Source organism: Wolbachia endosymbiont (group B) of Sphaerophoria taeniata, assembly GCF_947179355.1.
Classification (GTDB): domain Bacteria; phylum Pseudomonadota; class Alphaproteobacteria; order Rickettsiales; family Anaplasmataceae; genus Wolbachia.
Genome location: NZ_CAMXAW010000002.1, coordinates 400,350 through 425,545, shown reverse-complemented (window position 1 = coordinate 425,545; position 25,196 = coordinate 400,350). Strand labels below are relative to the sequence as shown.

Annotated in this window: 19 protein-coding genes and 6 pseudogenes; 10 read left to right on the top strand and 15 right to left on the bottom strand. The window is 33.8% G+C overall.

What is annotated here, in order from left to right; translation table 11 throughout:
- Positions 1-2: 2 nt before the first annotated feature.
- The 5 genes from ONG75_RS03155 to ONG75_RS03135 all read left to right on the top strand — a co-directional run bounded on the left by ONG75_RS03155 (position 3) and on the right by ONG75_RS03135 (position 6,145).
- Positions 3-992 carry a phytanoyl-CoA dioxygenase family protein gene (locus ONG75_RS03155; protein ID WP_264375760.1) on the top strand — a complete coding sequence of 330 codons (990 nt, stop codon included), beginning with the start codon at positions 3-5 and terminating at the stop codon, positions 990-992.
- Positions 993-2,786 carry an ABC transporter ATP-binding protein gene (locus tag ONG75_RS03150; protein WP_264375759.1) on the top strand — a complete coding sequence of 598 codons (1,794 nt, stop codon included), beginning with the start codon at positions 993-995 and terminating at the stop codon, positions 2,784-2,786.
- Entirely contained in the window at positions 2,770-3,819 is a 1,050-nt protein-coding gene (locus ONG75_RS03145; protein WP_264375841.1) for a threonine aldolase family protein, read from the top strand. Before ONG75_RS03150 ends, ONG75_RS03145 begins: the two co-directional genes overlap by 17 nt.
- Positions 3,816-4,859, top strand: a complete 1,044-nt coding sequence (locus tag ONG75_RS03140; protein WP_019236558.1) for a threonine aldolase family protein — start codon at positions 3,816-3,818, stop codon at positions 4,857-4,859. Before ONG75_RS03145 ends, ONG75_RS03140 begins: the two co-directional genes overlap by 4 nt.
- Before the next feature lie 140 nt (positions 4,860-4,999).
- Positions 5,000-6,145 carry an MFS transporter gene (locus tag ONG75_RS03135; protein WP_019236557.1) on the top strand — a complete coding sequence of 382 codons (1,146 nt, stop codon included), beginning with the start codon at positions 5,000-5,002 and terminating at the stop codon, positions 6,143-6,145.
- Positions 6,146-6,162: 17 nt separating this feature from the next.
- Here ONG75_RS03135 and ONG75_RS03130 read toward each other — a convergent pair whose 3' ends face one another.
- The 4 genes and pseudogenes from ONG75_RS03130 to ONG75_RS07810 form a co-directional block, all read right to left on the bottom strand.
- A complete protein-coding gene (locus ONG75_RS03130; protein WP_264375758.1) occupies positions 6,163-7,470 on the bottom strand; it encodes a UDP-glucose dehydrogenase family protein in 1,308 nt (435 codons plus the stop codon).
- Between the two features lie 47 nt (positions 7,471-7,517).
- Positions 7,518-8,417 carry a DMT family transporter gene (locus tag ONG75_RS03125; protein WP_264375757.1) on the bottom strand — a complete coding sequence of 300 codons (900 nt, stop codon included), beginning with the start codon at positions 8,415-8,417 and terminating at the stop codon, positions 7,518-7,520.
- 425 nt (positions 8,418-8,842) lie between these two features.
- Positions 8,843-9,492: pseudogene (locus ONG75_RS07815) on the bottom strand (IS256 family transposase).
- 34 nt (positions 9,493-9,526) lie between these two features.
- Positions 9,527-9,994, bottom strand: coding sequence for a transposase (locus ONG75_RS07810; RefSeq protein ID WP_405197623.1), 468 nt, complete (start codon positions 9,992-9,994; stop codon positions 9,527-9,529).
- A gap of 198 nt (positions 9,995-10,192) precedes the next feature.
- Here ONG75_RS07810 and ONG75_RS03115 point away from each other — a divergent pair.
- The 3 genes and pseudogenes from ONG75_RS03115 to ONG75_RS03105 form a co-directional block, all read left to right on the top strand.
- Positions 10,193-10,816, top strand: a pseudogene (locus tag ONG75_RS03115) (IS110 family transposase); the annotation flags it as partial.
- A gap of 116 nt (positions 10,817-10,932) precedes the next feature.
- Positions 10,933-11,892 (top strand): IS5 family transposase, encoded by a 960-nt coding sequence (locus ONG75_RS03110; protein ID WP_264375556.1) that lies wholly within the window; start codon positions 10,933-10,935, stop codon positions 11,890-11,892.
- 40 nt (positions 11,893-11,932) lie between these two features.
- Positions 11,933-12,343 (top strand): annotated as a pseudogene (locus tag ONG75_RS03105) (transposase); the annotation flags it as partial.
- Positions 12,344-12,466: 123 nt separating this feature from the next.
- On the opposite strand, the gene ONG75_RS03100 reads toward ONG75_RS03105, so the two are convergent.
- From ONG75_RS03100 to wmk (ONG75_RS03060), 9 genes and pseudogenes are all read right to left on the bottom strand, one after another.
- Positions 12,467-12,595, bottom strand: a complete 129-nt coding sequence (locus tag ONG75_RS03100) for a hypothetical protein (protein ID WP_264375441.1) — start codon at positions 12,593-12,595, stop codon at positions 12,467-12,469.
- 79 nt (positions 12,596-12,674) lie between these two features.
- A complete protein-coding gene (gene wmk / locus ONG75_RS03095; RefSeq protein ID WP_405197639.1) occupies positions 12,675-13,583 on the bottom strand; it encodes a WO male-killing family protein Wmk in 909 nt (302 codons plus the stop codon).
- Between the two features lie 37 nt (positions 13,584-13,620).
- Entirely contained in the window at positions 13,621-14,535 is a 915-nt protein-coding gene (gene wmk, locus ONG75_RS03090; RefSeq protein ID WP_264375755.1) for a WO male-killing family protein Wmk, read from the bottom strand.
- A gap of 65 nt (positions 14,536-14,600) precedes the next feature.
- Positions 14,601-15,065, bottom strand: a pseudogene (locus tag ONG75_RS03085) (hypothetical protein); the annotation flags it as partial.
- A 92-nt stretch (positions 15,066-15,157) separates the two neighbouring features.
- The gene (locus ONG75_RS03080) at positions 15,158-16,912 is read right to left on the bottom strand and encodes a reverse transcriptase domain-containing protein (RefSeq protein WP_214303292.1); all 1,755 of its coding nucleotides are present in this window, start codon (positions 16,910-16,912) and stop codon (positions 15,158-15,160) included.
- Positions 16,913-17,167: 255 nt separating this feature from the next.
- Positions 17,168-17,299 (bottom strand): hypothetical protein, encoded by a 132-nt coding sequence (locus tag ONG75_RS03075; RefSeq protein ID WP_255521118.1) that lies wholly within the window; start codon positions 17,297-17,299, stop codon positions 17,168-17,170.
- Positions 17,300-17,334: 35 nt separating this feature from the next.
- Positions 17,335-18,111, bottom strand: coding sequence for a hypothetical protein (locus ONG75_RS03070; protein WP_264375737.1), 777 nt, complete (start codon positions 18,109-18,111; stop codon positions 17,335-17,337).
- Positions 18,112-18,385: 274 nt separating this feature from the next.
- Positions 18,386-19,054: a JAB domain-containing protein gene (locus ONG75_RS03065; protein ID WP_264375736.1), complete on the bottom strand. Its 669-nt coding sequence runs from the start codon at positions 19,052-19,054 to the stop codon at positions 18,386-18,388.
- Positions 19,055-19,240: 186 nt separating this feature from the next.
- Positions 19,241-20,155, bottom strand: a complete 915-nt coding sequence (gene wmk / locus ONG75_RS03060) for a WO male-killing family protein Wmk (RefSeq protein WP_264375735.1) — start codon at positions 20,153-20,155, stop codon at positions 19,241-19,243.
- A gap of 227 nt (positions 20,156-20,382) precedes the next feature.
- On the opposite strand from wmk (ONG75_RS03060), the gene ONG75_RS03055 reads away from it, so the two are divergent.
- Positions 20,383-21,309: a hypothetical protein gene (locus tag ONG75_RS03055; RefSeq protein WP_264375754.1), complete on the top strand. Its 927-nt coding sequence runs from the start codon at positions 20,383-20,385 to the stop codon at positions 21,307-21,309.
- Between the two features lie 45 nt (positions 21,310-21,354).
- Positions 21,355-22,737 carry an IS66 family transposase gene (gene tnpC, locus ONG75_RS03050; protein WP_264375454.1) on the top strand — a complete coding sequence of 461 codons (1,383 nt, stop codon included), beginning with the start codon at positions 21,355-21,357 and terminating at the stop codon, positions 22,735-22,737.
- Positions 22,738-22,872: 135 nt separating this feature from the next.
- Here tnpC and ONG75_RS07885 read toward each other — a convergent pair.
- Both ONG75_RS07885 and mutL read right to left on the bottom strand, forming a co-directional pair.
- Positions 22,873-23,313: pseudogene (locus ONG75_RS07885) on the bottom strand (helix-turn-helix domain-containing protein); the annotation flags it as partial.
- 68 nt (positions 23,314-23,381) lie between these two features.
- Positions 23,382-25,160, bottom strand: a pseudogene (gene mutL, locus ONG75_RS03040) (DNA mismatch repair endonuclease MutL).
- Positions 25,161-25,196 lie beyond the last annotated feature (36 nt).

Here is a 25,196-nt window from a genome sequence, read left to right as displayed (position 1 = left end):
ATATGGAAATACTACAAAAAAATGGTTTTTTTATTATCAAAAATCTGGTTCCTTTAGAACTAATAACTCAGTCTTTAAGTGATATAACAAATAAAATATCAAAGCTATCCCAAGAACTAAGTGTTTCAACTTCTGACTACTTAAACTGTACCGGCAGATGGGGCACGTCATCTCAAGTAACTAGAATTATCTCTCAAGCATTGAATAAAATTATTAAAAATTACCTTGAAAAGTCACTTCAGTGTCAGATACTGCAGAAAAAATCAAATGTTATATGTAAAACTGCTGATTTAATAGATGCAGTTCCCTTTCATCAAGATATCTCCTATAGTTTCGATGATCCTTACCACTTTTCTGTTTGGTTAGCTTTGAATAATGTAAGTGAAACTTCAGGTGCACTGCAAATTATAGAAAACAGTCATAAATGGGAAATACAGCCTTTAGTTGATTTTTGGTACCCATATTTTTTTGATCAGTACTCAAATAACCGGGAAAATTACAAAATTAAGTCACTACCTATTTCAGCAGGAGATGCGATAGTTTTTGATTCACGGTTATGGCATGGTAGTGATAAGAATACAGATGCTAAAGATAGATTTGCTTATGTAACAAGGTGGATTGTAAAAGATCAAGATCTTCCCTATGTTCCAAAACCTCAGCCTTCAGTTTTTGGTATACTCAATTGTGGTGAGTTAACAAAATCTATACTGAGAGAATGCTTGTCATTGTTTGGCTACCAGGAAAGTATAAAAGCAAAAAACATGGAAGAACTTATCAAGAGCTGGTTAGCCTTTATTACAGACACAACTACAAATATTTCTGAGATCGACACTACTGAGGCTAAGCGAGATTTATATAAGCTGCTTATTCTAAATAAAGCATCAGCACTACATGATGCTGGAGACATCTCAGGGAAAATATACAAAAATTTATGGTTTTCACTACTTGTATTTCTCAATAAAAAAGTCAACGTAGTGGAGCTAGCATTATAAATGAACAGAAGTAGAGTTGATAGCTTCAAATGTGTATTGATGTTCATCTTGAATATAGCATCTAAATTCAAACTTAATGTACTTATAATGTCTTTAGTTGCCATGGTGGTAGCTGTTGATTTGTCTTTTAGAAAGTATTTAGTAAAAAATATTCTAGATACAGCTGTAAAATATCATGAAGGTAACGTAATTGAAAATCTTTTATTACCTGTAAGCGCTTATCTTGGTATGGCATTACTTATCACTACTGCTTTTAGATTCTATGGCTATTTTGTTGACATTCAAATGTTTACCTTAATGCGTCAAAAGGTAGCTGATATATCTTTTTGTAGGCTACTCCAACAAGACCATTCCTATTATCAGAACAATTTATCTGGAAGCTTAGTACATAAGGTCAGTAGCTTAATGGATAGTGTGATAGAGTTAATAAGATTGCTTATAGATTGTTTTTTCGGTTACAGTATAGCATTAGTCTTAGCTATTTATACCTTATCATTAGTAAACATAAAGTTTGCAATCGCTACATTCACTTGGGTAAGCATTTTTATTTTAGTCTCGATTTTCAGCTTTCGTGTGCTTACTGAATTAGCTGATAATTACTCTAAACAAAATTCACAGGTAATAGCTAGTATAGCAGATAGTATTTTAAATGTTATATCAGTAAGGTTATTTTCTCAGCAAGCACATGAGAGAGACAAATTTTTTCAAATATGCAAGAAAAGAACTATTGCAGAGAGAAAATTACAATGGGCATACTTTTGGCTTTGGTTTATATACGGCTATTCATTTGATATACTCCAAGCAGTAAACTTGTATTTTTTAATTCATGATTATCAATTGAACAAAATCGCAATAGGAGATATTGTTCTTGTACTTGGAATTAATATATCGATTATAGAGTTTCTTAACCATCTAACTAGGAATCTTACCCAATTTTCTACTCATTTCGGCAAAGTTTCAGATGCATTGCCAATCTTGACTACCGTACCAGAAATTCAAGATAAGGAAAATGCTAAAGAATTAAATTTATTAAGTGGAAGAATAACGTTTAACAATGTTTCTTTTTCTTATGAAGGTCAGGAGCCATTATTTCAAGATTTCTCAGTTACCATTAATCCTTGCGAAAAGGTAGGTCTAGTTGGTTATTCTGGAGGTGGTAAATCTACTTTTATAAACTTAATTCTAAGGCTATTTGATGTTAAAAAAGGTAATATACAGATTGATAATCAAATAGTATCAGAAGTTACACAGAGTTCTTTGAGGCAACAAATATCTGTAATACCTCAAGACCCATTGTTATTTCATGATACTATTTTAGCAAACATCATATATGGTAAACTTCAATCTACTATCGAAGAAATAATGAGAGCTGCAAAGCTGGCTGGTATTCACGATTTCATTATGACTCTACCAGATCAATATGGAACTACAGTTGGAGAAAAAGGCATCAAGCTATCTGGAGGAGAAAGACAAAGAATAATAATAGCAAGGGCATTTTTAAAAAACGCTCCAATATTATTTCTCGATGAACCAACTAGTCAGTTAGATTCTATAACAGAAAAAACAATTCAAATGAGTTTATTCAAATTGATGAAAAATAAAACTACAATTACTATAGCACACCGTATTTCTACACTTTTACACATGGACCGAATTATAGTATTTAACAAAGGAAAAATTGTCCAAGATGGTAAACACGCTGAACTAGTTTCTAAACACGGTCTTTATAAAGAACTTTGGAATGCTCAAATTGGTTGTTTGAATGGCAAAAAAGAAGATGGAAAAAATTATTGATCTGAGAAGCGACACTACAACTCTGCAGAGCTCCAACGTTATACATGCAATAAGTGATGCAACTGTTGGAGATTTTGCTTATGGTGAAGACAAAAGCTGTAATGACTTATCAGAATATTGCAAACAATTATTCAAAGTAGAAGAAGCATTATTTGTAACCAGCGGTATGCTTGCAAATAGATTAGCCATTGCCAGTCAAACAAGTCCTGGTGATGAACTAATAACTCATTATAATTATCACGTTAATTTTTTCGATAGCGCAGGCAATGCAAAAGTAAATAATATCGTATTTAATTGTATTAGAAATAATAGCGGAATCTTAGATGTTGATGAAGTAGAATATGCTATTAATTCTAAGCCGAGGTATAAAATTTTTGCTCAGGTGAGTCTTGTTTCTATAGAAAATAGTATAAATGGGTTTAATGGTAAAATTTATCCTTTTGAAAAACAAGTCGAGTTATATCACTTTTTAAAAGCTCACAATGTAAATCTTCATTTAGACGGTGCAAGAATATTTAATGCTCATATCGAAACAAATATTGCTTTAGCAGATTATGCTAAATATGTGGATACAATGAGCTTTTCTTTTACTAAAGGACTTGGCGCTCCTTTTGGTTCAATGCTTATGGGTAAAAGAGAGATAATTGAAAGGGCTAAAAAGCTACAGGTTTGGCTAGGTAGTGGTTATCATCAGATAGGGTATTGTGCTAATGCAGCAAAATACGTACTACAGAATAATATCTCTAGGCTTAAAGAAGATAATAAGCTCGCTAAATTGTTTGCAGATAAGATTAAAGAAATTCCACACATAAAACTGGTACTACCTTATCCAGAAACTAATATAGTAAGCTTTAGTATAAAAGCACTAAATGTAACTAATGAGGTTTTCTTGAGTAAGTGCCAAGCTTATGGTTTATTGCTTTTTCCTTGGCTCGAGTCTCATATAAGAGCAGTTACCCATCTTGGCACAAAGGAAACAGACATCATGAAAGCTGCTGAAATTATAAAGGAAGTTGTGTTAAATTTAATATGAGAATAAAAATAGATTTCTTTAGCGATTCAAACACTGACCCTTCAGCTAAAATGAGGGAAGCGATGGCTAAAGCAAAAGTTGGAAACGAAGCTGCATGTGAAGATCCAACTGTGAACGAATTAGTGGCAACCGCATGTAAAATATTAGGTAAACCTGCAGGAATCTTTTTGATTTCAGGAACGATGTCCAATGTAATTGCTTATAAAGTACACATTCAAAGACCTGGTGATTACTTGCTGCTTGATGAAACTTCACATCCGCTCATAGTACAATCTGGCTTGATCGCAGCCCAGGCACATGCCACTCCTTTGCCCATCAAAGGTACGAGAGGAATATTTACTGGAGAACAAATTGTTGAGTTTATTACTCGTCCTAGTTTAAGAAATATTCCGAGAGTTGGGCTTGTTTCTATCGAACAAACGACAAATTTTGGTGGTGGAGCTGTGTGGCCTTTAGAATATATTCAAGAGATCTCAAGTCTCTGCAAAGAGAATGACGTATTCACTCATTTAGATGGAGCAAGACTGTTCAACGCTTGTGCTCATACTAAAATATCTCCAAAAGAGTATGCAAGTTATTTTGATTCGGTATTCATTGATTTTAGTAAAGGATTAGGTGCTCCAATGGGCGCAATATTGCTTGGAAGTGAAGAGTTTATTGAAAAAGCTTGGTACTATAAGTTTCAAATTGGCGGAGGTATGCACCAAGCTGGCATTATTTCAGCTGCATGTTTATATGCTTTACATAATAATATAAATTGTTTAGAGGAAGATCATAAAAAGATGCAGCACCTTATAGAAGGCCTAGACTCCATAGATCAAGTTATAATTGATATCGACCTATACAAAACTAATATAGCGTATTTTTCATTACGTACTAATTGTATATCTACTCAAGAATTAATAAACGTACTAGTTACAAATTATGGAATTAGAATGGCTAACATAAGAGGTAAAATCAGAGCTATAACACATAGAGATATAAGCTATGAAGATATTAATACTACTGTATCTGCTATAAGAAAGATACTAAGTAAGTAATTTTCTGCACTAATTGTTTGCAAACTTCTTGTCAAACAATATTATACCAATATAGTATTATGCTAGCATCTGCATAGAGCTATTTGGGAATAGGTGTGAACTTTGTCTTCTTTCAATATTTGCTATTCTTCTGTGGATATATGCTGCTTTATTTATCAAGACAAAGTATACCAATTGCTCTACCACTGTTAATAGATACTGACCATGTAAAATTAAGCTATTTTTTTGCCTGCTTTTCTTTTTTTTATGGAGTATCAAAATTCGTTAATGGAATAATCATGGACTCCAAAAATAATCCATTATTTATGTTTGGGCTATGCAATATTGCAACTGGATTATTAACCATTGGTATAACTTTATCATATAATAATCTAACTTTATTACTGTTAACATTAATATTATTAGCTTGGACACAAGGGTTAGGTTGGCCAGCTATTACCAAGTTTATGGTTACAAACTCTAGCATCTCTTCAATTGCATCATCATGGGGAGTTATGAGCGCATCTCAGCAACTTGGTTCTTGTATTACTTTAATTGTATTACCAAGTATAATTAAAATATATGATGCAAAAAGTGCATTTTTGTACTCTGGTCTCTTATGCTTACTTTTTGGAATTTATATAATATTAAAAGCATATTACAAAGAAAGTGCCAACTTTACTACCTATTATAAGGTGCAGAAATCTCAGATAGGTGTCAAAGTGAAAAGTTCCATATGGTTTCTATGTTGTGCTACTTTTTGTGCTTATATTATAAAAATGGGAATCTTCTTTTGGTTTCCTATAATTTTAAGGGATAAATTACAAATTTCTCTTGTACAATCCTCACTAATAACAGGCGTATATGATTTAGGTGGAATCCTTGGAACTTTAATCACAGGAAGAATTAGTGATATGTACTTTTTTCAAAATAGAAGCTTGCTGGCATTACTTTACATGTTGGGTATAGCACTCACTTTTATTGCAATGAACTTTGGCCAAAACATAATTCTTATGAACCTTGGTGCAATCTTATCAGGATTCTTTATATTTGGAGTTCAAGTACTGACAGGTGTTATAGCTGTAGAAATTGCTCCACAAAATAATGTATGTGCAATTGTAAGCTTAACAGGATTATTTGGGTATATTGCAAGTTCAATATTTTCATGTCTGCTCTTAGGAGTACTTGTTAAGCACTGTGGTAACAGTATTATGTTTTCATTTTTTTCCATTTGCTCTGTTGTTGCACTCGTTTGCTTTTCCATACTATCAAGCAAAGATCTTAAAAAACTAAGTAAAGCGGTGTAAAAAAAATTTCTCAACCGTTAAACTTTGTAGATAGATTTTTTACCCAAGGAATAAATATGGTAACCATATCTTAGTAATAGCTCGCTATCTAATAAATTACGGAAATCAAAAATATTAGGTGCAGCCATAATACTCTTTAAACTTGCAAAATCTTGATTTTTAAATTCTTTCCACTCCGTTAATAATAATAAGGCTTCCGCGTCTCTTGCAGCTCCTATAGCGCTGTCCGCGTACTCTATATCCTTTAGAACTTGCCTAGCATTATCCATCCCCATTGGATCATATGCAGTAATTTTAGCCTTGTTATTCACTAGCAATTTTGCAACGTCTATAGCTGAGCTATTTCTTACATCATCAGTACCAGACTTAAAAGTTAGCCCCCATATCGCTATTTTTTTATTTTGGACTCCATTTAATACATATTCTACCTTTTTAGCAATGTTTGTTATATGATTATAGTTAGATTCCTTAACTGAATTTAAAATTTGTAGCTTGACATTGTGATCTTCAGCAAGCCTTATTAAAGCTGACAAATCTTTAGGAAAACATGATCCTCCAAATCCTGGACCAGCTTTGAGAAATTCCTTACCTATTCTATGGTCCATTCCCATACTGTTAGCTAAAAGGTCAATGTCTGCTCCTAATAGCTCACATAAACCTGCCATCTCATTGATAAAAGCAACCTTTGTTGCTAGAAAAGCATTAGAAGCATATTTAATCATTTCAGCAGTAACTGTATCAGTGACTATTAACGGAATATTCTTATCTATAAATGATCTATATATAACTTCTAGTTTTGCCCTAGCTAGCTTAGTTTTTACTCCTATTATTATCCTATCTGGGTATAAAAAATCTGATACTGCAGAGCCTTGCTTGAGAAACTCTGGATTAACTCCCAAATCAAAGTTATAGCCCTTATTAGATAAATAATTATGTATATTTTCTGCAGTACCAGGAGGAATAGTTGACTTTATCACTATTAAGCAATCTTGATTAACCCTCTCAGAAACTTCACTTACTGCATTATATACATTCTTTAAATTTGCATTTCCTAGGGAGTCTGATGGAGTATCTACAGTTACAAATACTACTTCTGTATTGGGATTTATTTGAGAATACGAATCAAAAAATCTTATCCTTTGTGACTTTATATTATTCTCTAAATAATCTGCTAATCCAGGTTCATATAGAGGAATTTTCCCTGATTTCAAAAGTTCAATCTTCTCAGTATTTATGTCAATGCAATCAACTTTATGGCCCTGCTCCGATAACATTGTACCAGATACTAAGCCTACATACCCTACTCCTATAATAGTTATGTGCATTTTACTATCACCTTAAAAATGTAGCTTAGCATCTAAAATAAATACCATTAACAATTATAAACTTTTGTTGTTACATTATTTTTCTTAATTGCCTTACCTTCCGAATAAGCTATAAATAAGGTTGATGGTATTAATATCAAAGTACCATATAAAGCACTTTTATCAGGTAATTCATTAAATATAACGTATGTTACTATTGCAGAAATTATTAGCTCTATGTATCTATACGGTGCAAGTGCAGTAGCATCAGTAAGAGCAAAAGCTTTTAACATGAAGAACAGAATTAGGTTTGAACTTATTCCTAAAATCAGCAGTAATACTAACTCCAACAAGGAAGGCATATGCCAATAAAATAACAAAGGTGGAGTAGAAAAAATAGTTGTCGTTAGAGCTGAATAAAATAACATACTTATTACTGACTCTTTTATCACAAGTTTCTTATTAAGTATGTCTAATATAGCAAAGATTAACGCAGATACAATAAAAATAAGAATTTTAGGATTAAAATCTTCACTATGAGCTTTGGTAGTAATAGCAATACCAACAAAGCCAATAACAGTTACTATCCATCTTTGCCAAATTATATTTTCGTTTAGCAAAGGGATTGCAAGAAGTATAACAAATAATGGTATAGAAAAACTTATAATCGTTGCAGTTACTATGGGGAAAACAGTCAACCCGTAAGTCCATAAGGTCATTCCACAAAACAACAACCCACCCCTGGTTATTTGAGTAGATATTTGACTTGTTTTAAAAGTTTCTATTCCATAGTAAAACATAAAAGGTACAAGGGTAATAGTGGTAAACAGAAAGCGGAAAAAAATTATTTCAAAACTCTGAAGATGTAAACCAAGATATTTTGATATAGTATCATTAGCTACACTACTAAGTAAGCTAAGTATAAACCATCCAACTCCAAGTAAGTAAAACCTTAATTTGTGATTCATAAAGTTCTTACAAAAATTTCCACAACATAACTTGACTTTAAAAAGATTAACAATACAAAGGCTTTCTTCTACCTACTGTTTAACCATATTCATGAATATTTAGTAAAAAAAATATTATATAAAATTTGGCTTAATTGTATAGTTTTAATAGACTTGAAGGTAGAGATACTGACAGATTTGTTTTAATATATAATAATATTTGCAAATACAATCACAACTATCACCTTCACCTATGTGGATAATACCATAACTGAAAACATCCAATGCAAATTAGCAGCAAAACTTTACCTCAATTATGAAAATGCTTCAGTTGAATCAGCCAAACAATAAGTAAATTTTTAGAGATAAGTATATAACTACTTTCACTTATATATTATTTCTCAGCTGTTTTGGGAGTGTTAAATAAACTGTGTCAAACCGCATTTTTAGTTCAACTCAATTTTCAATCTGCCAGGAAAGAAAACATCAAGTTGAGAGATAGTTAAAGCCCAATCATGTACAGGCATCGTCCACTTTTCCTCTGCCTTCTTTATAGCACAATATACCTGCTTATACAAGGCATTTATGCTGGTAAATGAGCCTTTGGTCTTAGTGAATTTCCTAATTTGCCTATGTAGCCCCTCTATGGGATTGGTGGTGTAGATTATCCTCCTAACTGGACCAGAATACTTAAAATAACCAGACAAGTTTTCCCAATTATTCTGCCAAAACCATAGGATACTTTGTGCCCCATTTTTCATCCAATTCCAACAGATAATTCTCGGCAATTTCCTTGCTTGAAGCTTGATATACCTTCTTTAAATCGCTCAAAAAACTCTTCGCATCTTTACTGGCCACATACTTCAGTGAGTTGCGTATCTGATGCACTATACACATCTGCACTTCCGCATTAGGAAAGACACTGTTTATAGCTGCAGGAAAGCTTTTCAGCCCATCAACGCAGGCAATAAGGATATCTTCTACTCCTCTTTCTTTGAGGTCATTTAGCACTCCCAACCAGAACTTCACTTTCAGCCAAATAAAAACCTAATACTTCTTTTTTGCCATTTTGATCTATGCCTAATATATTATACATGCATTTACTTACGCAATGCCCGTCCTCTTTGACTTTAAAAAACCATGAAAACTATCGGATATACAGACTGCAGCGGGCGACTACGCCATTCGTTGATTACTGGTAGCAATTTGTCAGTAATACTTGATATCTCTGCCGCCGATATTTTGTGATCATAAATTTCCTCAACATGTGACACTATATCTCTATAGCCCATACCACTGGCAAATGTGCTCAAAATCTTCGTTTCAAGCTCTGGATGTAAGTTTGTTTGCCTTTTTTTGACTATTTGTGGTTCGAAACTTCCTTCCCTATCTCTTGGCGTCAAAAGCTCAAATGACCCTGCGCTTGTACGTAAAGTCTTTGCATTCCTCCCATTTCTTCGATTATTCTCTTCGCTTTCAGCCGACAAGTGGTTTTCTATTTCACCTTCCAGGCTTACCTCCAGCAACTTTTTTATAAACGGTGTTAATGCTCCATCTCTTCCTGTCAACGGTCTTGTATCTTGTAAAAAGCATCTAATGTTTTAAGCTTAAGCATTAGATGGAGAAGAGAAGAACTCTGTCAGTGGTCTTAGATATAAAATCTGTAAGGTAGATAAGAGTTCTCTTCTCAAGAGTACAGGCTGGACGGTATCGTAGAAAAACCTAAATGGTTCTAATTCTGTATTCACAAGACTAGCCTTACTTTTCATTTTTAATGGTAACGCATGGGGTTATATATGATCAACAACTTTTTAGGTATAGATGTATCGAAAGATCGCTTTGATGTTTTTCTCTCGTTCATAAGCAAAAAAGGAAGATGTGAAACTAGAAAAAGGAGTTTTAAAAACGAGGATTCTGGGTTTCAAGGTTTACTTAGCTTTCTACAAAAACATAATGTAGAAGAAGTAAAAGCCTGCATGGAGGCTACTGGTTGTTATAGCGAAGCTTTGGCTGAGTTTCTGCACAACGCTGGACATTCTGTTAGTGTTGTAAATCCTTATTGCATAAAATCTTATGCAAGGAGTAAGCTGATACGACAAAAGAATGATCAGACCGATGCAGAAGTTATTGCTGATTATTGCCAAAGACAGGAACCTTCTAGTTGGACACCACCTTCTCCTGAAATGAAAAAATTAAAACATCTTTATCGTTGCTCAGTTGCGTTAAAAGATGAGTTAACATTAGTAAATAACCACTTAGAAAAAAAAGAGAGACTGCTTAAAGAAGTTGCAAGTGCTTGGGAAGACCTTGCAATGAATATAGCTCAAAAAATAGAAACAATAAAAAACTCCGTACGTGAACTATTAAATCAACATAAAGAATTGTTGGAAAATTTTCAACTTCTATTGACTATTCCAGGAAGGCTTTGTTGCATAGCTAGTGTTGGTTGAGGTTATTGTAAGAAGAAAAGCTTTTTAATATATGGCTACTAACGCATTTTGTTGTAAAATAGGCATTTTTCAAACAAGTACAACTTATGCCACAAAAAATGAGAGTAAGTAACCAAAGAGAATATAACGAGTTTCTCAAAAAAAGAGGAAATGTTTTTCATTTTGTTAATCAAGCCATAGAAAATTGGTATGAAAATAGTCCAAAAGTTGCAGGTGGCAATAACACTTATAGTGATAAAGTTGTAATTTTAATACACATAATAGTTCATCTTTTTAGAATTGGCTTGAGACAAGCTGTAGGTTTTGTAAAAGGTTATATGGTACAAATAGGCAAAAAACTTAAGATTATCAGCTATACACAAGCTTCCAGAAGATTTAAAAAGCTTAATTTGAAGATTGATGACCATAGAAGCAATAAAGATGATCTGGAAAATGTTGAAATTGCCGTAGATAGCACTAGAGTTAGTATCTACAATAATAACGGTGGGCATAGTAAGCTTAATATTCGAAAAAGGAAATACAGTGGTTATGGTCAAGTAAGAAAATTACATGTTGTTTTAAACATAAATGATAAGAAAGCAATAAGCATGAACTACACTAGTGGTGTTGCTGTAGACTATTTGCCGGTCTGCGATATGTTAGAAGAAGTCAGTGATAAATATAACATTTGTTCTATTCGAGCAGATGCGGCTTATGATATAAAAAGTGTGTATAAAGAATGCAGAAAATACAATATTGTGCCTATTATTCGCCCTAGGAAGGATACTAAAATTTGTTTAGCTGACTACTTATCAGAAAGAAACAAGTATATTAGTAGAATTAGGTCATATGAGAATTATGAAGATGGTATTAATGAATGGAAGAAAAAAGTTAAGTATGGAGCACGGTCTTATATTGAAGTCTTTTTCTATAGGTTGAAGCAAATATTTGGGTTTGGCTTGAAAAATAAATCAGAGGTAAATCGTGAAAAAGAGCTGTTAATTAAGTGCTACTTATTGAACAAATTTACTGATATAGGTATGGCTAAATTTAAATTAGCTGCGTAAATTCACTGTGATTTACATGCCTATCAGTGCTATGCAACAAAGCCTTCCAGGAATAGGAGAAGAATCAGCAATAGCTATTTTAGCTGAAGTTCCTGACATAGAGGTTTTTAGAGATGCCAGGCAATTGGCAGCATATACAGGAGTTATACCACGAAATATGACGTCAGGTTCCTCTGTATATGCCAAACCCAGATTAAGTAAATCCGGTTCACAAACATTACGTAAAGCACTTTTCTTTCCTGCTATAGTAGCTAAGAATCACAATCCTATCATTATTAGTTTTTGCCAGAGATTAAAGGAAAAGGGTAAGCATAATATGGCTATCGTTGGTGCTGCAATGCGTAAGCTACTCCATATCATTTTCGGTGTTCTAAAATCCAAAAGTGCTTTTAATCCTGACCATATCAAGAATTACAGGGCAAAGCGGTTGGAGGAGAATTTAGTACTTTAAAATCAAAAAATGCGTACTTTCTATCTTATGTAAAATAGCATTTTACACAAATTTATTTAATGTAGTTGGTTAGTGTATATGTTGATAGAAAGTATTTTTTGATTTCGTAATACAGCTTAAGATTCAATTTCTATAATTTTCTTGTTGACTGACAAGACGGTATCTTCCTTCTCGTATAGACGACAGGATATTTGTTTCTAATTCTTTATAATCTACCAAACCGGTAGTTCTGTTTACTACTTTCTGACTCATTGTCAAACCTCCATTTTTTTATATCAATTTATTACTTTTTTTTCGGTTTGACACAGTTTATTTAACACTCCCGCTGTTTTTAACACATTTCCAACTCATCAGCAGTTAGGCCACTTGCTCGCACAATAATATCAAGAGCAACACCTGCCTTTGCTAGATTTTTCGCAACTTTGATCTTTTCTATTTTTTTAACTTTTTTCTTGCCATTTTTCATACTTTCAGATAGGGATTTGACTAGTGATTCTTGTTCTCTGTACTCATCCATTAAACTCAATAGCTTTTTGCTTTCTCTTGTTTTAGGTAGCAGAACTTTAATATTCACTGATAATCCTTCTGCTATTTGATATAATTTATCAAATGATATGGCAGTGTATCCTTTTTCATACTCGTGTATTTCCTTGAGTGTTACACCAACTTTATCCGCCAAATCTTTTTGAGTGTATCTCCTTATCAATCTCCATTCTCTTATTCTTTGTCCTATTCTGTAATATATAGAATCAGTGCAGATTTCTCTCTCTGTACTATCATACTCGTAAATAGATAAACCCGTTGCTTGGGAAATTATGTCAACTGAAACCCCTTCTTTCACTAGATTTTTTGCTATTTCCAACCTTGTCTCTTCTTGATTGATTTTTTCGCTGATATGAACAAACCTGATTAATGAAGGTACTATTTTACCTAACTTTTGATTCTCATATATTTTTGTTAGATAGAGTATTTCTTCGTCTTCATCTTCATACTCTCTTACTGTTATTGGTTTAGGTAATAGATCTACAACATTAACTGACAGTACTCTTGCTATTACATATAGTACTTCAATTGGAATAGAACTATACCCATTTTCATAGCTGTTCACTTCTTGGCATGTTAAACCTATTTGACCTGCTAATCCTATTTGAGTATGACCTCGCATTAACCTACAATCTTCTATTTTTTGCCCTATTCCATAGCTAACATTGCTTGCAGAAACAAACACATATACCTCCATTTAAGAAAAAAACTCTATTACTATAATTTTCCACGAGCTACCCATCTAAAACCATATCAATGGATAAACCTACTGCTTGCAAAATAATATCAATAGAAATTCCCCCTTTTACTAGATCTCTTGCAACTTTGATCCTTTCCGCTTTTCTCACTTTTTCTTCACAAATCCTTATACCTTCAAACAAAGATTTTATTAGTGCATTACGTAGTTCTTGGCTCTCAATTTCTTTGTATTCTTTAATCAAATCAGGTAGCTCATTTTTCGCTTTACTCCCTTCCTCTATTAGTAGATCCGTAATATTAATCGATAACGCTTCTGCCATTTCATATAATTTATCAAGTGGAACAGCAGTCCTTCCTTGTTCATAGTTGCTTATTTCGTGACGCGTTGTACTCATTTTCTCTCCTAAATCTTTTTGAGTATACTCTCTCACTAGCCTCCATTCTTTTATCTTTTTTCCTATTTGGTAGTAGATAGAACCAACTTTTTCTTCAACACATTCATCAGCAGACAGACCAATTGTTTTTGCAACAATATCAACAGAAACTCCTGCTTTAACCAGACTCTTTGCAATTTTTATTTTTTCCGATTTTCTACTACTTTTCTCACTAACTTGGACAAATTTGGTTAGCAAACAAAACATCTTACGTAACTCCTGATCATTAATCTTTTTATATTCTCTTACTAGATCTAATATTTCTTCTCCCTCATCTTCAAGACAGATTTTTGATACAGGAATAAGATCCGTAATACTGATTGATAGTGCCTCAGCTATAGCATATAACCTTTCAATTGGAACTCTACGATTCCCTTTCTCATATTGCAGTATTGCCCAGTACTTTACACCAACCTTCTCTGCTAAATCCTTCTGAGTATACCCTCTCTCTAACCTCCAACTTTTTACTTTTTGTCCTACTTCATAATCTAGACTTTTTTCCACGCAAAAAACCATATATATAATATTTTCTACTATAGCTCAAAGGCTCCAGTAAACTCTGGAACCTTAAAATAAATGAATTAAAGTTCCCTAAAGGTTTCTTTACTACCTCCACATACCCTATCTACCCATGAAGACAATACTTCATCATTGCCAATCTCTTTTATAGCATACTTTTCACTCCATATGCCACATCTAGTGAAATTACCTTTCTCTACTGCTTCTTGAAGTTTCACTCCTCCAAAAAGGCAATTTTTTCCTATTTCTTCGCCTCTTTTTTGTAACTCAGCCCACATTTCCTTGTTTTCTACTCTCACTTGCACCTGATTTGCATCTTGGTACAATATGATATTTAGCTTGCCAGCGCTTGTAGGAAATTCTAATACAATAGAGCTTCCATCTGACATATCGGTATAGTTTCTTATACCTCCCTTCTCACTTTTAACCTCAACTGCATTATTACCAATTTTTAAAATATTACTTCCTAACTCTCTCAGTATTTTTGCTACCTCTACCTTGCTATTATCAGAAAATTCTATATAGTTATCTAAGTGGGAAAAGTCGCCTCTCCCCACTCGACTTCAGAACCGTACGTGAGACTTTCGCCTCATACGGCTCCTCTATAATTTGGTGCTTGTCATGCACACTTTCTATGTAATTCATCGTGACAATGTCCATGTAACAAGGATAAATTCTTTTTCATATTATTACGTCTGTTTCGGTCAATATGATGTGTTTCTAAGATATCATCATTTTTAAACCAAAGTTGACAATGACCACATTTACCTTGTTGTAACTTCAACAATTTTATTACTCTTGGTAGTTTATCTGGTATCTTCCTTAAACGATTACCCCAATAAACCCAATCGCCATCATATGGAGACTTGGTTCCTTTCACTTTGACATGCCTTTTAATAGCATGATCTCCGTGCTTAATAAGAAGAACTTTGTTATTTGTCATAAATCGCCAATTATCGTTTTTATACTTTTTAAAGTATTTATTTTTAATCCAGTATTTTCCTTTGGTTGGGTGCCTGTAGACTGCCCACTTCCAGATGTTTCTAAACATTACACTGTCAATAAACCTAAAGGTCTTGTTTGACACAACCGAAGAATAATATTTGCTCCACCCTCTAGTAATTGGGTTAAGCTGTCTTATTACTGTTTCTTGTGTTGATCCTCTTAATCCTCTAATCTTATGTTTTATAGTGAGTGTATGCTGTTTTCTGGATTCACGACTTGGTTTGACTAATAATTTATAACCCCTCTTATTATTTTTCGTAGAGTAATGCCTTATTGAGAAACCAAGAAAATTAAATCCTGGCTTTTCTCCATTTTGAGTATGAGAAATCTTTGTTTTTGAAGGTTTCAATTCTAGTCCAATGGTTTTGAGCCATTCTTCAACTATCATTTTTGCCTTCAGAATGATTTCCTTACTCTCATGTATGATGATAAAGTCATCTGCGTAGAAAATTACACTTAATGAGCTTTTTGCTTCTCTACTGCTTGCAACACCACATTTCATCTTCCTATATTGAAGAAGTTCACTCCATAACGTTTCTTTGATATATTGTTCTAATCCATTTAATGCAACACAAGCAAGTAACGGTGAGATCGTCCCTCCTTGAATTGTACCACGTTTTGTGGATTCAAATTTTCTGTTTTCCATTACTCCAGCTCTTAACCATCCTTTTATAATTCTTCTAAAGGTTGGTGTAGTGTTAAGTTTTTCCAACAGAGCATTTTGATTAATATTATCAAAACATCCAGAAATATCAGCATCTAAACAGTACGCTGTTTTCCAATTCAGTGAATTAAATATGGCTTCAATAGCATCATGACATGACCTACCAGGTCTAAAACCATACATGTTCGGTTCAAATCCTACCTCCCACTCTGGCTCTAGTGCCATTTTCATAAGTGTTTCTTTTGCCCTATCTGAGATAGTAAGTATACCAAGAGGGCGATATTCTATTGGTTTTCCAGGTTTTGGAATCCAAACACGTTTTGATGGTTTCGCTTTTTCTCTAACATTTAAAGAATATGCTAATTGCAATCTTTCTTTATGATTAAGATTTGCTTTTCCATCAATACCTGCAGTTTTCTTCCCTCTGTTATCTTGAGTTACTTTTCTGACAGCAAGTAGTTTTGCACTTATTGAATTGAGTAATAATCTTTGAAGTTTATGTACCTTCTTCTTATCATTACATATTGCAGCTTGGTAAATTCGCTTTTGTAGCTTAAATACAAATTTCTCAACTTTACGCCAAGGAATTGTATTCCATTCATACCTAACAAATTGTTGGTCTATAACATATTTACTACTATTCACCACTTTACCTTCCAAATTATAGTGTCCACGTCTGCATATCCCAAATATTACTTTGGGCATTAGCTTCTTGGACAATCCCTCCAATGTAAGTGCTTATGGCTGGCTGCCTACTTACATTCAAATGAATATAAGAGCACCTATATGGTTATCCCGTTTCACGATTTTGTTTCGTGTTAGACTTAGGTTCTTACTTTTTACCGGAAGCTGAGAACATCTATAATCAAAGACATCTAACTTTAATTCCTCGTATGCTTCATACCATTTTGGTCTATGCGTAAAACAACCTTAATTTCGCATATTCAATATAACGACAATTCAATCATAAGTTTCTCTCGTAACCATATCTAACTCTGTTTGCAGGAGTTTGCTATAAGGTTTAGCATTACCTGCTTTTATCTCATGCTTGCATCCTAAAGGTTGCCATTCTTTAAAATGTGAGACATACATTATCCCTGATGTCTAGGGAAGATGGAATCTAACCATCACAAAATCGCAACTTCGGGTCGCACAAACGTCTGATTATCCATTTCCACGTCTTCTATGATTCCTTCATTTTCAATGGCACTTTCACCGATTTCTCTCAGTTCTTTAAGCCACTCATCTATCTGTGGACGAATCTCTTGATACAGTTTGTTATGCATTTCACTTATTCCCTTATCCTGCAATAGATCGTAACTAAATATTGCTCCATTTAGCATCAATTCACATATCATGTCTTCCTTTTCATTTTCTTTGCATTTAATCAAAGGCATTTTCGATATTACTGTATCAGCAAAACTCTTCTGTCCTTCGCTATACGCATTTATCCTGATTCCAGTACTTAGTGCTTGATCTATCACTTTGTTCAGTTCGTCTGCGCTCTTTGCCTTTACTACTGCATTTTTAAACCATCTTAATTTTGCATTTTCACTCGCACTTGGCTCTATCTTGCTTAAGGCTGGAATAAACGGATTTAGACTTTGACGATTTGAAGATTTTTTGTTATAAACTCCACGTCCTTCTCCAAGATTGATTGATTTTTCAGAAACATCGCTAGGGGAAGGCACACCTTCGGGCTTCTCAAACCAGCTTTTATCATCAAATATTTTCGGTTTATTATCGGTCTCATCTACAAATACAGACTGCTGGGTTTTCTTACCAGTACGCCTTATACCTTCAATAGCACTATATAGTCCTTTTGGTAGCTTTTTAGAATCAATGATTAACTCATAAGTATTTCCATCTGTATCATCAAATGATACTGTTTTTTTAGTATTCATATAACCTCTCATATTAAGCATATTATTCAAGTCTATAGAGCAATTTATTGCTTTATAATTAACTTAATACGCAAATTATAAAAAGATCTTGTATATCTTGCAACTATTTATAATAAAAGAATAGCTTTTCTATGGCTTTTATTCTTTAATTATGACTTAATATACAAGCTATACAAAGATCTTTTATATTATGCAGCTCTTGCTCTTCAGATTCTTGACTAAGTTTTTTTGCTACTGTGTGGTAGCTAAACTTCTCAAGTAATTGAAATTTGGTTTATAACAGCTCTCTTTCCTTAAAACTGCAATATCCTTTGTCTGTCATAATAATGTGATCCTCTAGTTCAATTCCCACTCCTTGACATGCTGACACTAATTCTCTAGTCATTACTTTATCATCTTCTGATGGTTCTAAACTCCCTCCTGGATGATTATGGGATAATATTATCGATGCTGCTTCCATTGATAATGCCTTTTTTACCACTTTCCTTTCAGACAGGTGTACTTCATCTATTGTACCAAAATACACTTCATCTCTTATCAGACGGTGCTGTTTATCCAAGTATATTATCTGGACAGCTTCTTTTGCTGAAAAGCCTATGTTTACCCTTACATACTCTATCAGCTTTTCTTGGCTATCCATTACCGGGCCTCTCTTTAATCCTTCTCTGAGTGCCCTCTTATAAGCTTCTTTAACACATTCAATTGCTGCAGCTGCATGTTCGGTCATCCCTTCTATCATTTTCAGATCATCGATTTCTCGTCCCAAAATTTCTCCTATTCCTGGGCAATTATCCATTAGAGTTTTAGTAACATCTTGTGCTTGCTTTCTGTCATGAACTGCTCCTAGAAGCACTGACACTATCTCACGATCAAATAGAGCACTTCCTCCTCCACTCTGTAATACTCTCTCTATTTCTTCTGTAAGTTTTTCACTATTATTCATAAAATATACTCCTCGTTAATAACAAATTGTTTTTAATTATTTACTGCTGTTTTTTATCAGCATTGGCATAAAGCCATAGCTTCCGAGTGAAGTCAAATCAATTTTTCAATCTTTTTTACTTATTTTTTCATCAATAAGTTAAGATGTTAATAGATACTTGTTTTTATCTAATTGAAAATTAATTCTTTATGTAAAAGAAGTTGTTACTATTTTAGAAATAACATCAGTAGAAAAACCTAACTGAAGTAAATTATTTGCAACTTTCATTCCCTCTATTTTATTAATCTTCTCTTTGTAAATTTGCTTTCTTTGCAATAAAAATTCTACCCATATATTTAGCTCATCTCGTGATTCTTGATTGTCAATTTTTCTATATTCTCTTGCCAAACTTAATAATTCATTTTCTCCTTCACCATCTTCATAATTATCTTCTTCTTTTATCAAATCTTCAGCGTCCACTGATAATTCCCTTGCTATTTCCCACAACCTTTCACTAAAAAGAGTACCGCTACCTTGTTCATAGTGATGTATCTGTGAGGGCCCTACATTAAGCTTTTTTGCTAATTCTTCTTGCGTATACCCCCTTATTATCCTCCACTTTTTTATCTCTTGTCTTCCGTTTGGCTCGTATCTCTCTTTATCAGCATATTCTTCGGTTGATAAGCCTGTTGCTCGGTAGATAATGTCATTATCAAACCCTGCTTTAACTAGATTCTTTGCAATTCTTATTCTTGCTGCTTTTATATTACTTTCTTCTTCAGCTCGGATAGATTTGGTTAATGCATAAATTGCTTTGTGTCCTCCTGTTTTTTCTATGAAATTATACATTTCCTCGGTCTTAGCTTTGTCAAAACAACTATCTTCTTTTAGTACTCTTCGCCCAGGAAAGAGATTTCTAATAGGAATTGATAACGCTTCTGCTATCACTTTTAGCCTTTCAATTGGAATGCCACATGTTCCTTGCTCATATCTTAGCAGTGTATGATAGTTTATGCCTGTTTTGCCTACTAAATCCTTCAGGGTATATTTTTGTTTTAACCTCCAGCTCCTTACTTTTTGTGCTATTTGGTATCTTAGAGAGATAGTAGTATACTTTGCCATACAGAAATAAATATTATACAGGGTAATATAAATTTGCTACCAATGCCCATTATATAGAACAATAACGAGTATACCAAAGCAAGAGAATAGCAAAGTAAAGTTACTCTCTGTACAATGATGGTATTGGAATTAGAATAGAAAAAGCTATTTAACATTTTATTTCTCTTTTATAAAAATTGACTTATTTATAAATATATGTAATAATTTAATTTTTATAGGAGTAAGATATGAACTATTCACAGTTTTCAGAAATATACAATAAATTAAAGGAAATATTGACTCAAGGCATCAAAGATACGGAGCAGATAAATGACAAAATTGAACAAAATATAAAAGGCACACCTGAATTTGAAGCATGGAAAAAAAGTGGTTTTAGTTTAGATTATGTGTTTAAAGTTGGAGAAGAACGCAAAACTGAAAACGCATTCTTGATACGTGCTTGTCAAAACTTCGATGTAGAAGTGGTAAAGCTTTTACTAGATACAGGGGCTAGTGTTAACGTAATAGCTGGAGAAGATAATCCTTTTACTATTATTATTGAGAAGTTATATGGTAAGGAAACGCCTAATAAGGAAAGGGCAGAATCGATACTGAATTTACTATTACCAAAATTAACATCTCATGTTCAGGAAGGAAAAGAAAGTGTAAATCTTACAATAAAAAAAGCCGTTGAGCGTGCCAATTTAAAGGTATTCAACGAGCTGAAAAATGCAGGAGCTAATTTTAATATAGAAGTGTGCGCAGGATGTCCTCTATTACAGTGGGCTGAAATGCATAAGGAAAGTACTAATTCAGAAGACATGGACAAGATAATAAATTATCTAACCACTCCTTCAAAAACAGCAGAAGAGGTTAAACCTTCTGTCAGAATAGATACTTCGGAAAAGAGCGATGCAACCTTCTGGAGTAAACACAAAGGAAAAATAGCTCTAAGCATTGTTACACTATTTGCAGCTGGTGCTGTTACAGCATTTATGTTCGATTTATCTATAATTGCATTGGTTTTAGTAGCTTCAGCAGTAGTTACATTAATGGCTATTGGTATTGACAAAATTTGTGAAAAGAGCCCAAATACAGAAATTGATAAACCATCTGCTACTTCAGACAGGGCACTAAATCAGGTATCCGTTCAGCGGAGTGGCAGAATAAGGTAGACAAGGTGATCTAAAAAGATAATCATAGAGCAAAAGTGAGGTAATGTGGTAAACCTTTTAGAGCTTTGCAAAAATTTACAGCAAAAAATAGAAAAGTTAGAAGCAAAAATAGAAAAGCTGGAAAGGGAGAATGAAAGTTTAAAAGCAGAGAACAAGGCTTTAAAGATAGAGAACGCTGAATTAAAGGAAAGGCTTGGTTTAAACTCGAAAAATTCATCTCTACCAAGCTCTAGAGAGTTGTACAAAATAAAAAAGGACAAGCCAAAGAGCGACAGAAACGTTGGTGGTCAGGTTGGTCATAAAGGAAGTTTTCGCGCCAAAATGGATGCAGATGAGGTGATAAAAGTAAAGTTGTCATCTACTTGTGAATGCGGAGGAGGGATTGCAATATGCAATGGACCGTACATTCATCAAAAAGTTGATCTTCCGGAAATTAGGCCTTATGTAGTGGAATATCAGATGGAGCATGGTCGTTGCCGGAGATGCGGAAAAAGAAGAAGCAGTAAGTTACCAGAAGGTGTTACGTCAGATACATTTGGTCCAAGGGTTAAGTCAATAATTGCAGCGTTCAGCGGATTCTACAAAAATTCAAAACGCGAAATAGCGAGTGTCGTAAATGATATCTTCAATTTGAACATAAGCGTCGTTAGCATATCAAATAGTGAACATAGAGTTGCTTCAAAATGCAAAAAAATGTATGAGCAGATCGAACAAGAGATAAGTAGGAGTAAAGTTCTACATATTGATGAAACGAGCCATTATAACAAAGGTAAACTCGCTTGGTGTTGGATGTTTGCAAGCAATACGGCAAGTTTTGTGAAGTTGACAGAGTCAAGAGGAATGAAAGTTTTAAAAAATAACGCATGCTGCAATCATAATAGCTTAGTGGTAACCGACAGGTACGCAGTATACAATTACTTTGCTGATGAAAAAAGGCAAATCTGCTGGGCACACTTAGCAAGGGATTTTGAAAGATTAGCGCATAGTTGGAATATTGAAGTCAAAGTTCTTGGCTGTTACTTAAGAAATGTAGCTACTGAATTATTTGCACTAAAAAAGGCTTTGCTAAAAAATGAGATAGATGTTTTTAGATTTGCCAGACGTGCCAGAAAGTTGCGAAAACGTACAAGGTATTACTTGAAGGAAATATCCTACTTACCTGAAGCAATTGGAGCCTCTCGAGTTGCGAAAAATATTTTGAAATCTGAAAGAATGATGTGGAATTTTTTAGATGACCCAAAAAACATTCCGCTGACAAACAACCATGCTGAACAGCAGATACGGCATTATGTCGTTTACCGCAAAAATTCGTATTTTACACAATCAAAGCGGGGAAATGCATTCCTTGAACGGATAATTTCGTTATACTTAACATGGAAACAAAGGGGTCTCAATCCTTTCCAAAACCTCTTATCTATTGTTTCTTAAACCACTCTCCTGAACGGATACTAAATCAGACTGTTAGTTAATAATTTATAATCACACCTCAGCAATGCTCTGCTGGGGTCTGACTATGGAAATTCTAGAGTAGAAATACCAAAATCATGTTATATCATAAGCTTTTGTTGTTCGAGAGATAACATGAGCAGAAACTCCTTCCTTAACTAAACCCTTTGCCACCTCTATTTTTACTGCCTTTCCACTTTCTTCCTCACTAATACGGATGAATTTAGTTAATAAATAAAACGTTTCACGTAATTCTTGATCCTTAATCTCTCTATGTCTTCTTACTAACCTCTTCTCCCTCATACCCTTTCTCATTTGATACTTCTTGTCCGCAAGCTAGATCTCTAGCAATTGTTAATAATGCTTCTGCTAATTCATATAACTTCTTAATTGAAATTCTGCGCGTTCCTTTTTCATATTGCAGTATTACCTGATAGGTTGTTCCGATTTTTTTGCTAAATCTTTTTGAGTATACCCCTTTGCTATCCTACAACTTCTTACTTTCTGTCCTACTACTTTATAATATAAAAAATTAGAGTAATTATTCTCTTTTTTCACATTTTACGCCTCATAATCAGAAGAGCCGTTACGTATACCTAATTGGTAACCTTTTTGACAAACTGAACTCATCTCCTTTCAAATAATTTTTCTATATCACTTAGTTTCATTTCTATGTAAGTTGGTCTTCCGTGGTTGCATTGCCCAGCATACGGTGTTTCTTCCATTCGTCTCAGTAGCTCATTCATTTCCTCTAACTTCATTTTTCTCCCTGCTCGAATCGATCCATAACATGCGACCGCGGCCAGCATTTTGTTCACCTTATCCTCTATTGGCAACATATCTTCCATTTCCGTTAATCTATCTACTACTTCAATTATCATCTCTTTTATATCTATTGTTCCCAAGATTGCAGGTATTTCTTTCACCCTTACTTTATCTTCTGATTCTATTTCAATACCAAAACCCATTTCAAAAATTTATACATTTCAACCATCTCCATTCCTGCTTGGTTTTTAATCTCAACTGTTTCAGGAAGAAGAAGTTTTTGTCTTTTTATGCCTGATTTTTGCTTTAAGCTCTCGTATATCAATCTCTCATGGGCTGCATGCTGGTCTACTATAATTAATTTGCCTTTAGCCTCAGCAATAATGTAAGTATTGTAGACCTGACAGCGTGCATATCCTAGAGCTCTATCAAATCAATTTGCTTCCTTTCTAAAACCATCGTTCCCTTTTGGGGTGGAGATTCTCCATATTTAAACGTTTTTGGTAAGCTTCGCCTTCTTTCATCTGGTGCATTGAATTCTTTCATTAGACGATTTTCTAAAAGACTTGGTCTCTTCTCATAAAACTCTTTTTGATTTTTTTTCTCTTTACTATTGACTTGCTCTTGACTTTTACTAGCATCAAACTCTTCAATACTTTGATCACTTGCTGCGAACGTGCCTATTCTCATCGATAATGCTTTTATTATCCCTCTTCTCACTATTTCATATACTAGTCTCTTGTTCTGAAACCTTACCTCTGATTTATTTGGATGCACATTTTGGTCGTATGGTATCTCTAAGTGCAACGCTGCAAAAGGATACCTCCCAACTGGAATAAAATCTTGATATGCATATCGAATTGCACCTATAAGTAGATTGTCTTTTATTGGCCTGCCATTAACAAACGTATAGATCTGAGTTGAATTGCCGCGATTGATAGTTGGTTTACAGATGTGTCCCGTAAGTTTGATGCCGTCTTCTTCCTCTTTAACTTCCAGCGAATTGCTCTGAATTTCTTCTTCTGTTTCACATAGTCTGTTAAAGAATGAAGTTTGTTTAGCATATTTTAAGAGCTTTTTATTACCGGAAGTGAGATTAAACCCAATACTATATTGCTAAGTTATTTACAATATCAACTATAGCCTGTGTTTCTGCCCTTTCGGTTTTTAGAAATTTTAGTCTATTTGGTGTGGCAAAAAATAAGTCACGAACTTCAATATATGTACCACGTAGCAAAGAACAAGGGGTAATCTCTCTTATTTTTTCTCCTCCTTCATAACTTATAGACCATGCTTCCTTTGCTCCACTTGCCTTAGACGATAAGTTCATTCTACTTACTGCTGCAATTGAATTCTCCTCTAAACCCAAGGTACTTGATTTCTATTAACTCACTATCGCTTAATTTTGAAGTAGCGTGGCGCATAAACGCAAGTTCCAAATCTTCCTTTTCTATTCCATTTCCATTATCTGTTACAGTTATAAGATTACGCCCACCACTTTCTATCTTGATCTCTATCTCTGAACTTCCAGCATCTATTGCATTTTCTACTAACTCTTTTACTACACTTGCCGGCCTCTCTACTACCTCTCCCGCTGCTATACGGTTTATAGTTTTTGTGTCTAAAAGAATTATTGCCATATTTTCAATTCTCAGTCTGATGAAGATATAGCTTTA

Coding starts and splice junctions, on each gene's coding strand:
- ONG75_RS03130 (WP_264375758.1), bottom strand. CDS start 7,470: ATGCACATAACTATTATAGGAGTAGGGTATGTAGGCTTAGTATCTGGT.
- ONG75_RS03155 (WP_264375760.1), top strand. CDS start 3: ATGGAAATACTACAAAAAAATGGTTTTTTTATTATCAAAAATCTGGTT.
- ONG75_RS03100 (WP_264375441.1), bottom strand. CDS start 12,595: ATGAGTCAGAAAGTAGTAAACAGAACTACCGGTTTGGTAGATTATAAA.
- ONG75_RS03140 (WP_019236558.1), top strand. CDS start 3,816: ATGAGAATAAAAATAGATTTCTTTAGCGATTCAAACACTGACCCTTCA.
- ONG75_RS03135 (WP_019236557.1), top strand. CDS start 5,000: ATGCTGCTTTATTTATCAAGACAAAGTATACCAATTGCTCTACCACTG.
- ONG75_RS03110 (WP_264375556.1), top strand. CDS start 10,933: ATGCCACAAAAAATGAGAGTAAGTAACCAAAGAGAATATAACGAGTTT.
- wmk (WP_264375735.1), bottom strand. CDS start 20,155: ATGGCAAAGTATACTACTATCTCTCTAAGATACCAAATAGCACAAAAA.
- ONG75_RS03065 (WP_264375736.1), bottom strand. CDS start 19,054: ATGAATAATAGTGAAAAACTTACAGAAGAAATAGAGAGAGTATTACAG.
- ONG75_RS03080 (WP_214303292.1), bottom strand. CDS start 16,912: ATGCCCAAAGTAATATTTGGGATATGCAGACGTGGACACTATAATTTG.
- ONG75_RS03145 (WP_264375841.1), top strand. CDS start 2,770: ATGGAAAAAATTATTGATCTGAGAAGCGACACTACAACTCTGCAGAGC.
- wmk (WP_264375755.1), bottom strand. CDS start 14,535: ATGGTTTTTTGCGTGGAAAAAAGTCTAGATTATGAAGTAGGACAAAAA.
- wmk (WP_405197639.1), bottom strand. CDS start 13,583: ATGGAGGTATATGTGTTTGTTTCTGCAAGCAATGTTAGCTATGGAATA.
- ONG75_RS03125 (WP_264375757.1), bottom strand. CDS start 8,417: ATGAATCACAAATTAAGGTTTTACTTACTTGGAGTTGGATGGTTTATA.
- ONG75_RS03075 (WP_255521118.1), bottom strand. CDS start 17,299: ATGTATGTCTCACATTTTAAAGAATGGCAACCTTTAGGATGCAAGCAT.
- ONG75_RS03150 (WP_264375759.1), top strand. CDS start 993: ATGAACAGAAGTAGAGTTGATAGCTTCAAATGTGTATTGATGTTCATC.
- ONG75_RS03055 (WP_264375754.1), top strand. CDS start 20,383: ATGAACTATTCACAGTTTTCAGAAATATACAATAAATTAAAGGAAATA.
- ONG75_RS03070 (WP_264375737.1), bottom strand. CDS start 18,111: ATGAATACTAAAAAAACAGTATCATTTGATGATACAGATGGAAATACT.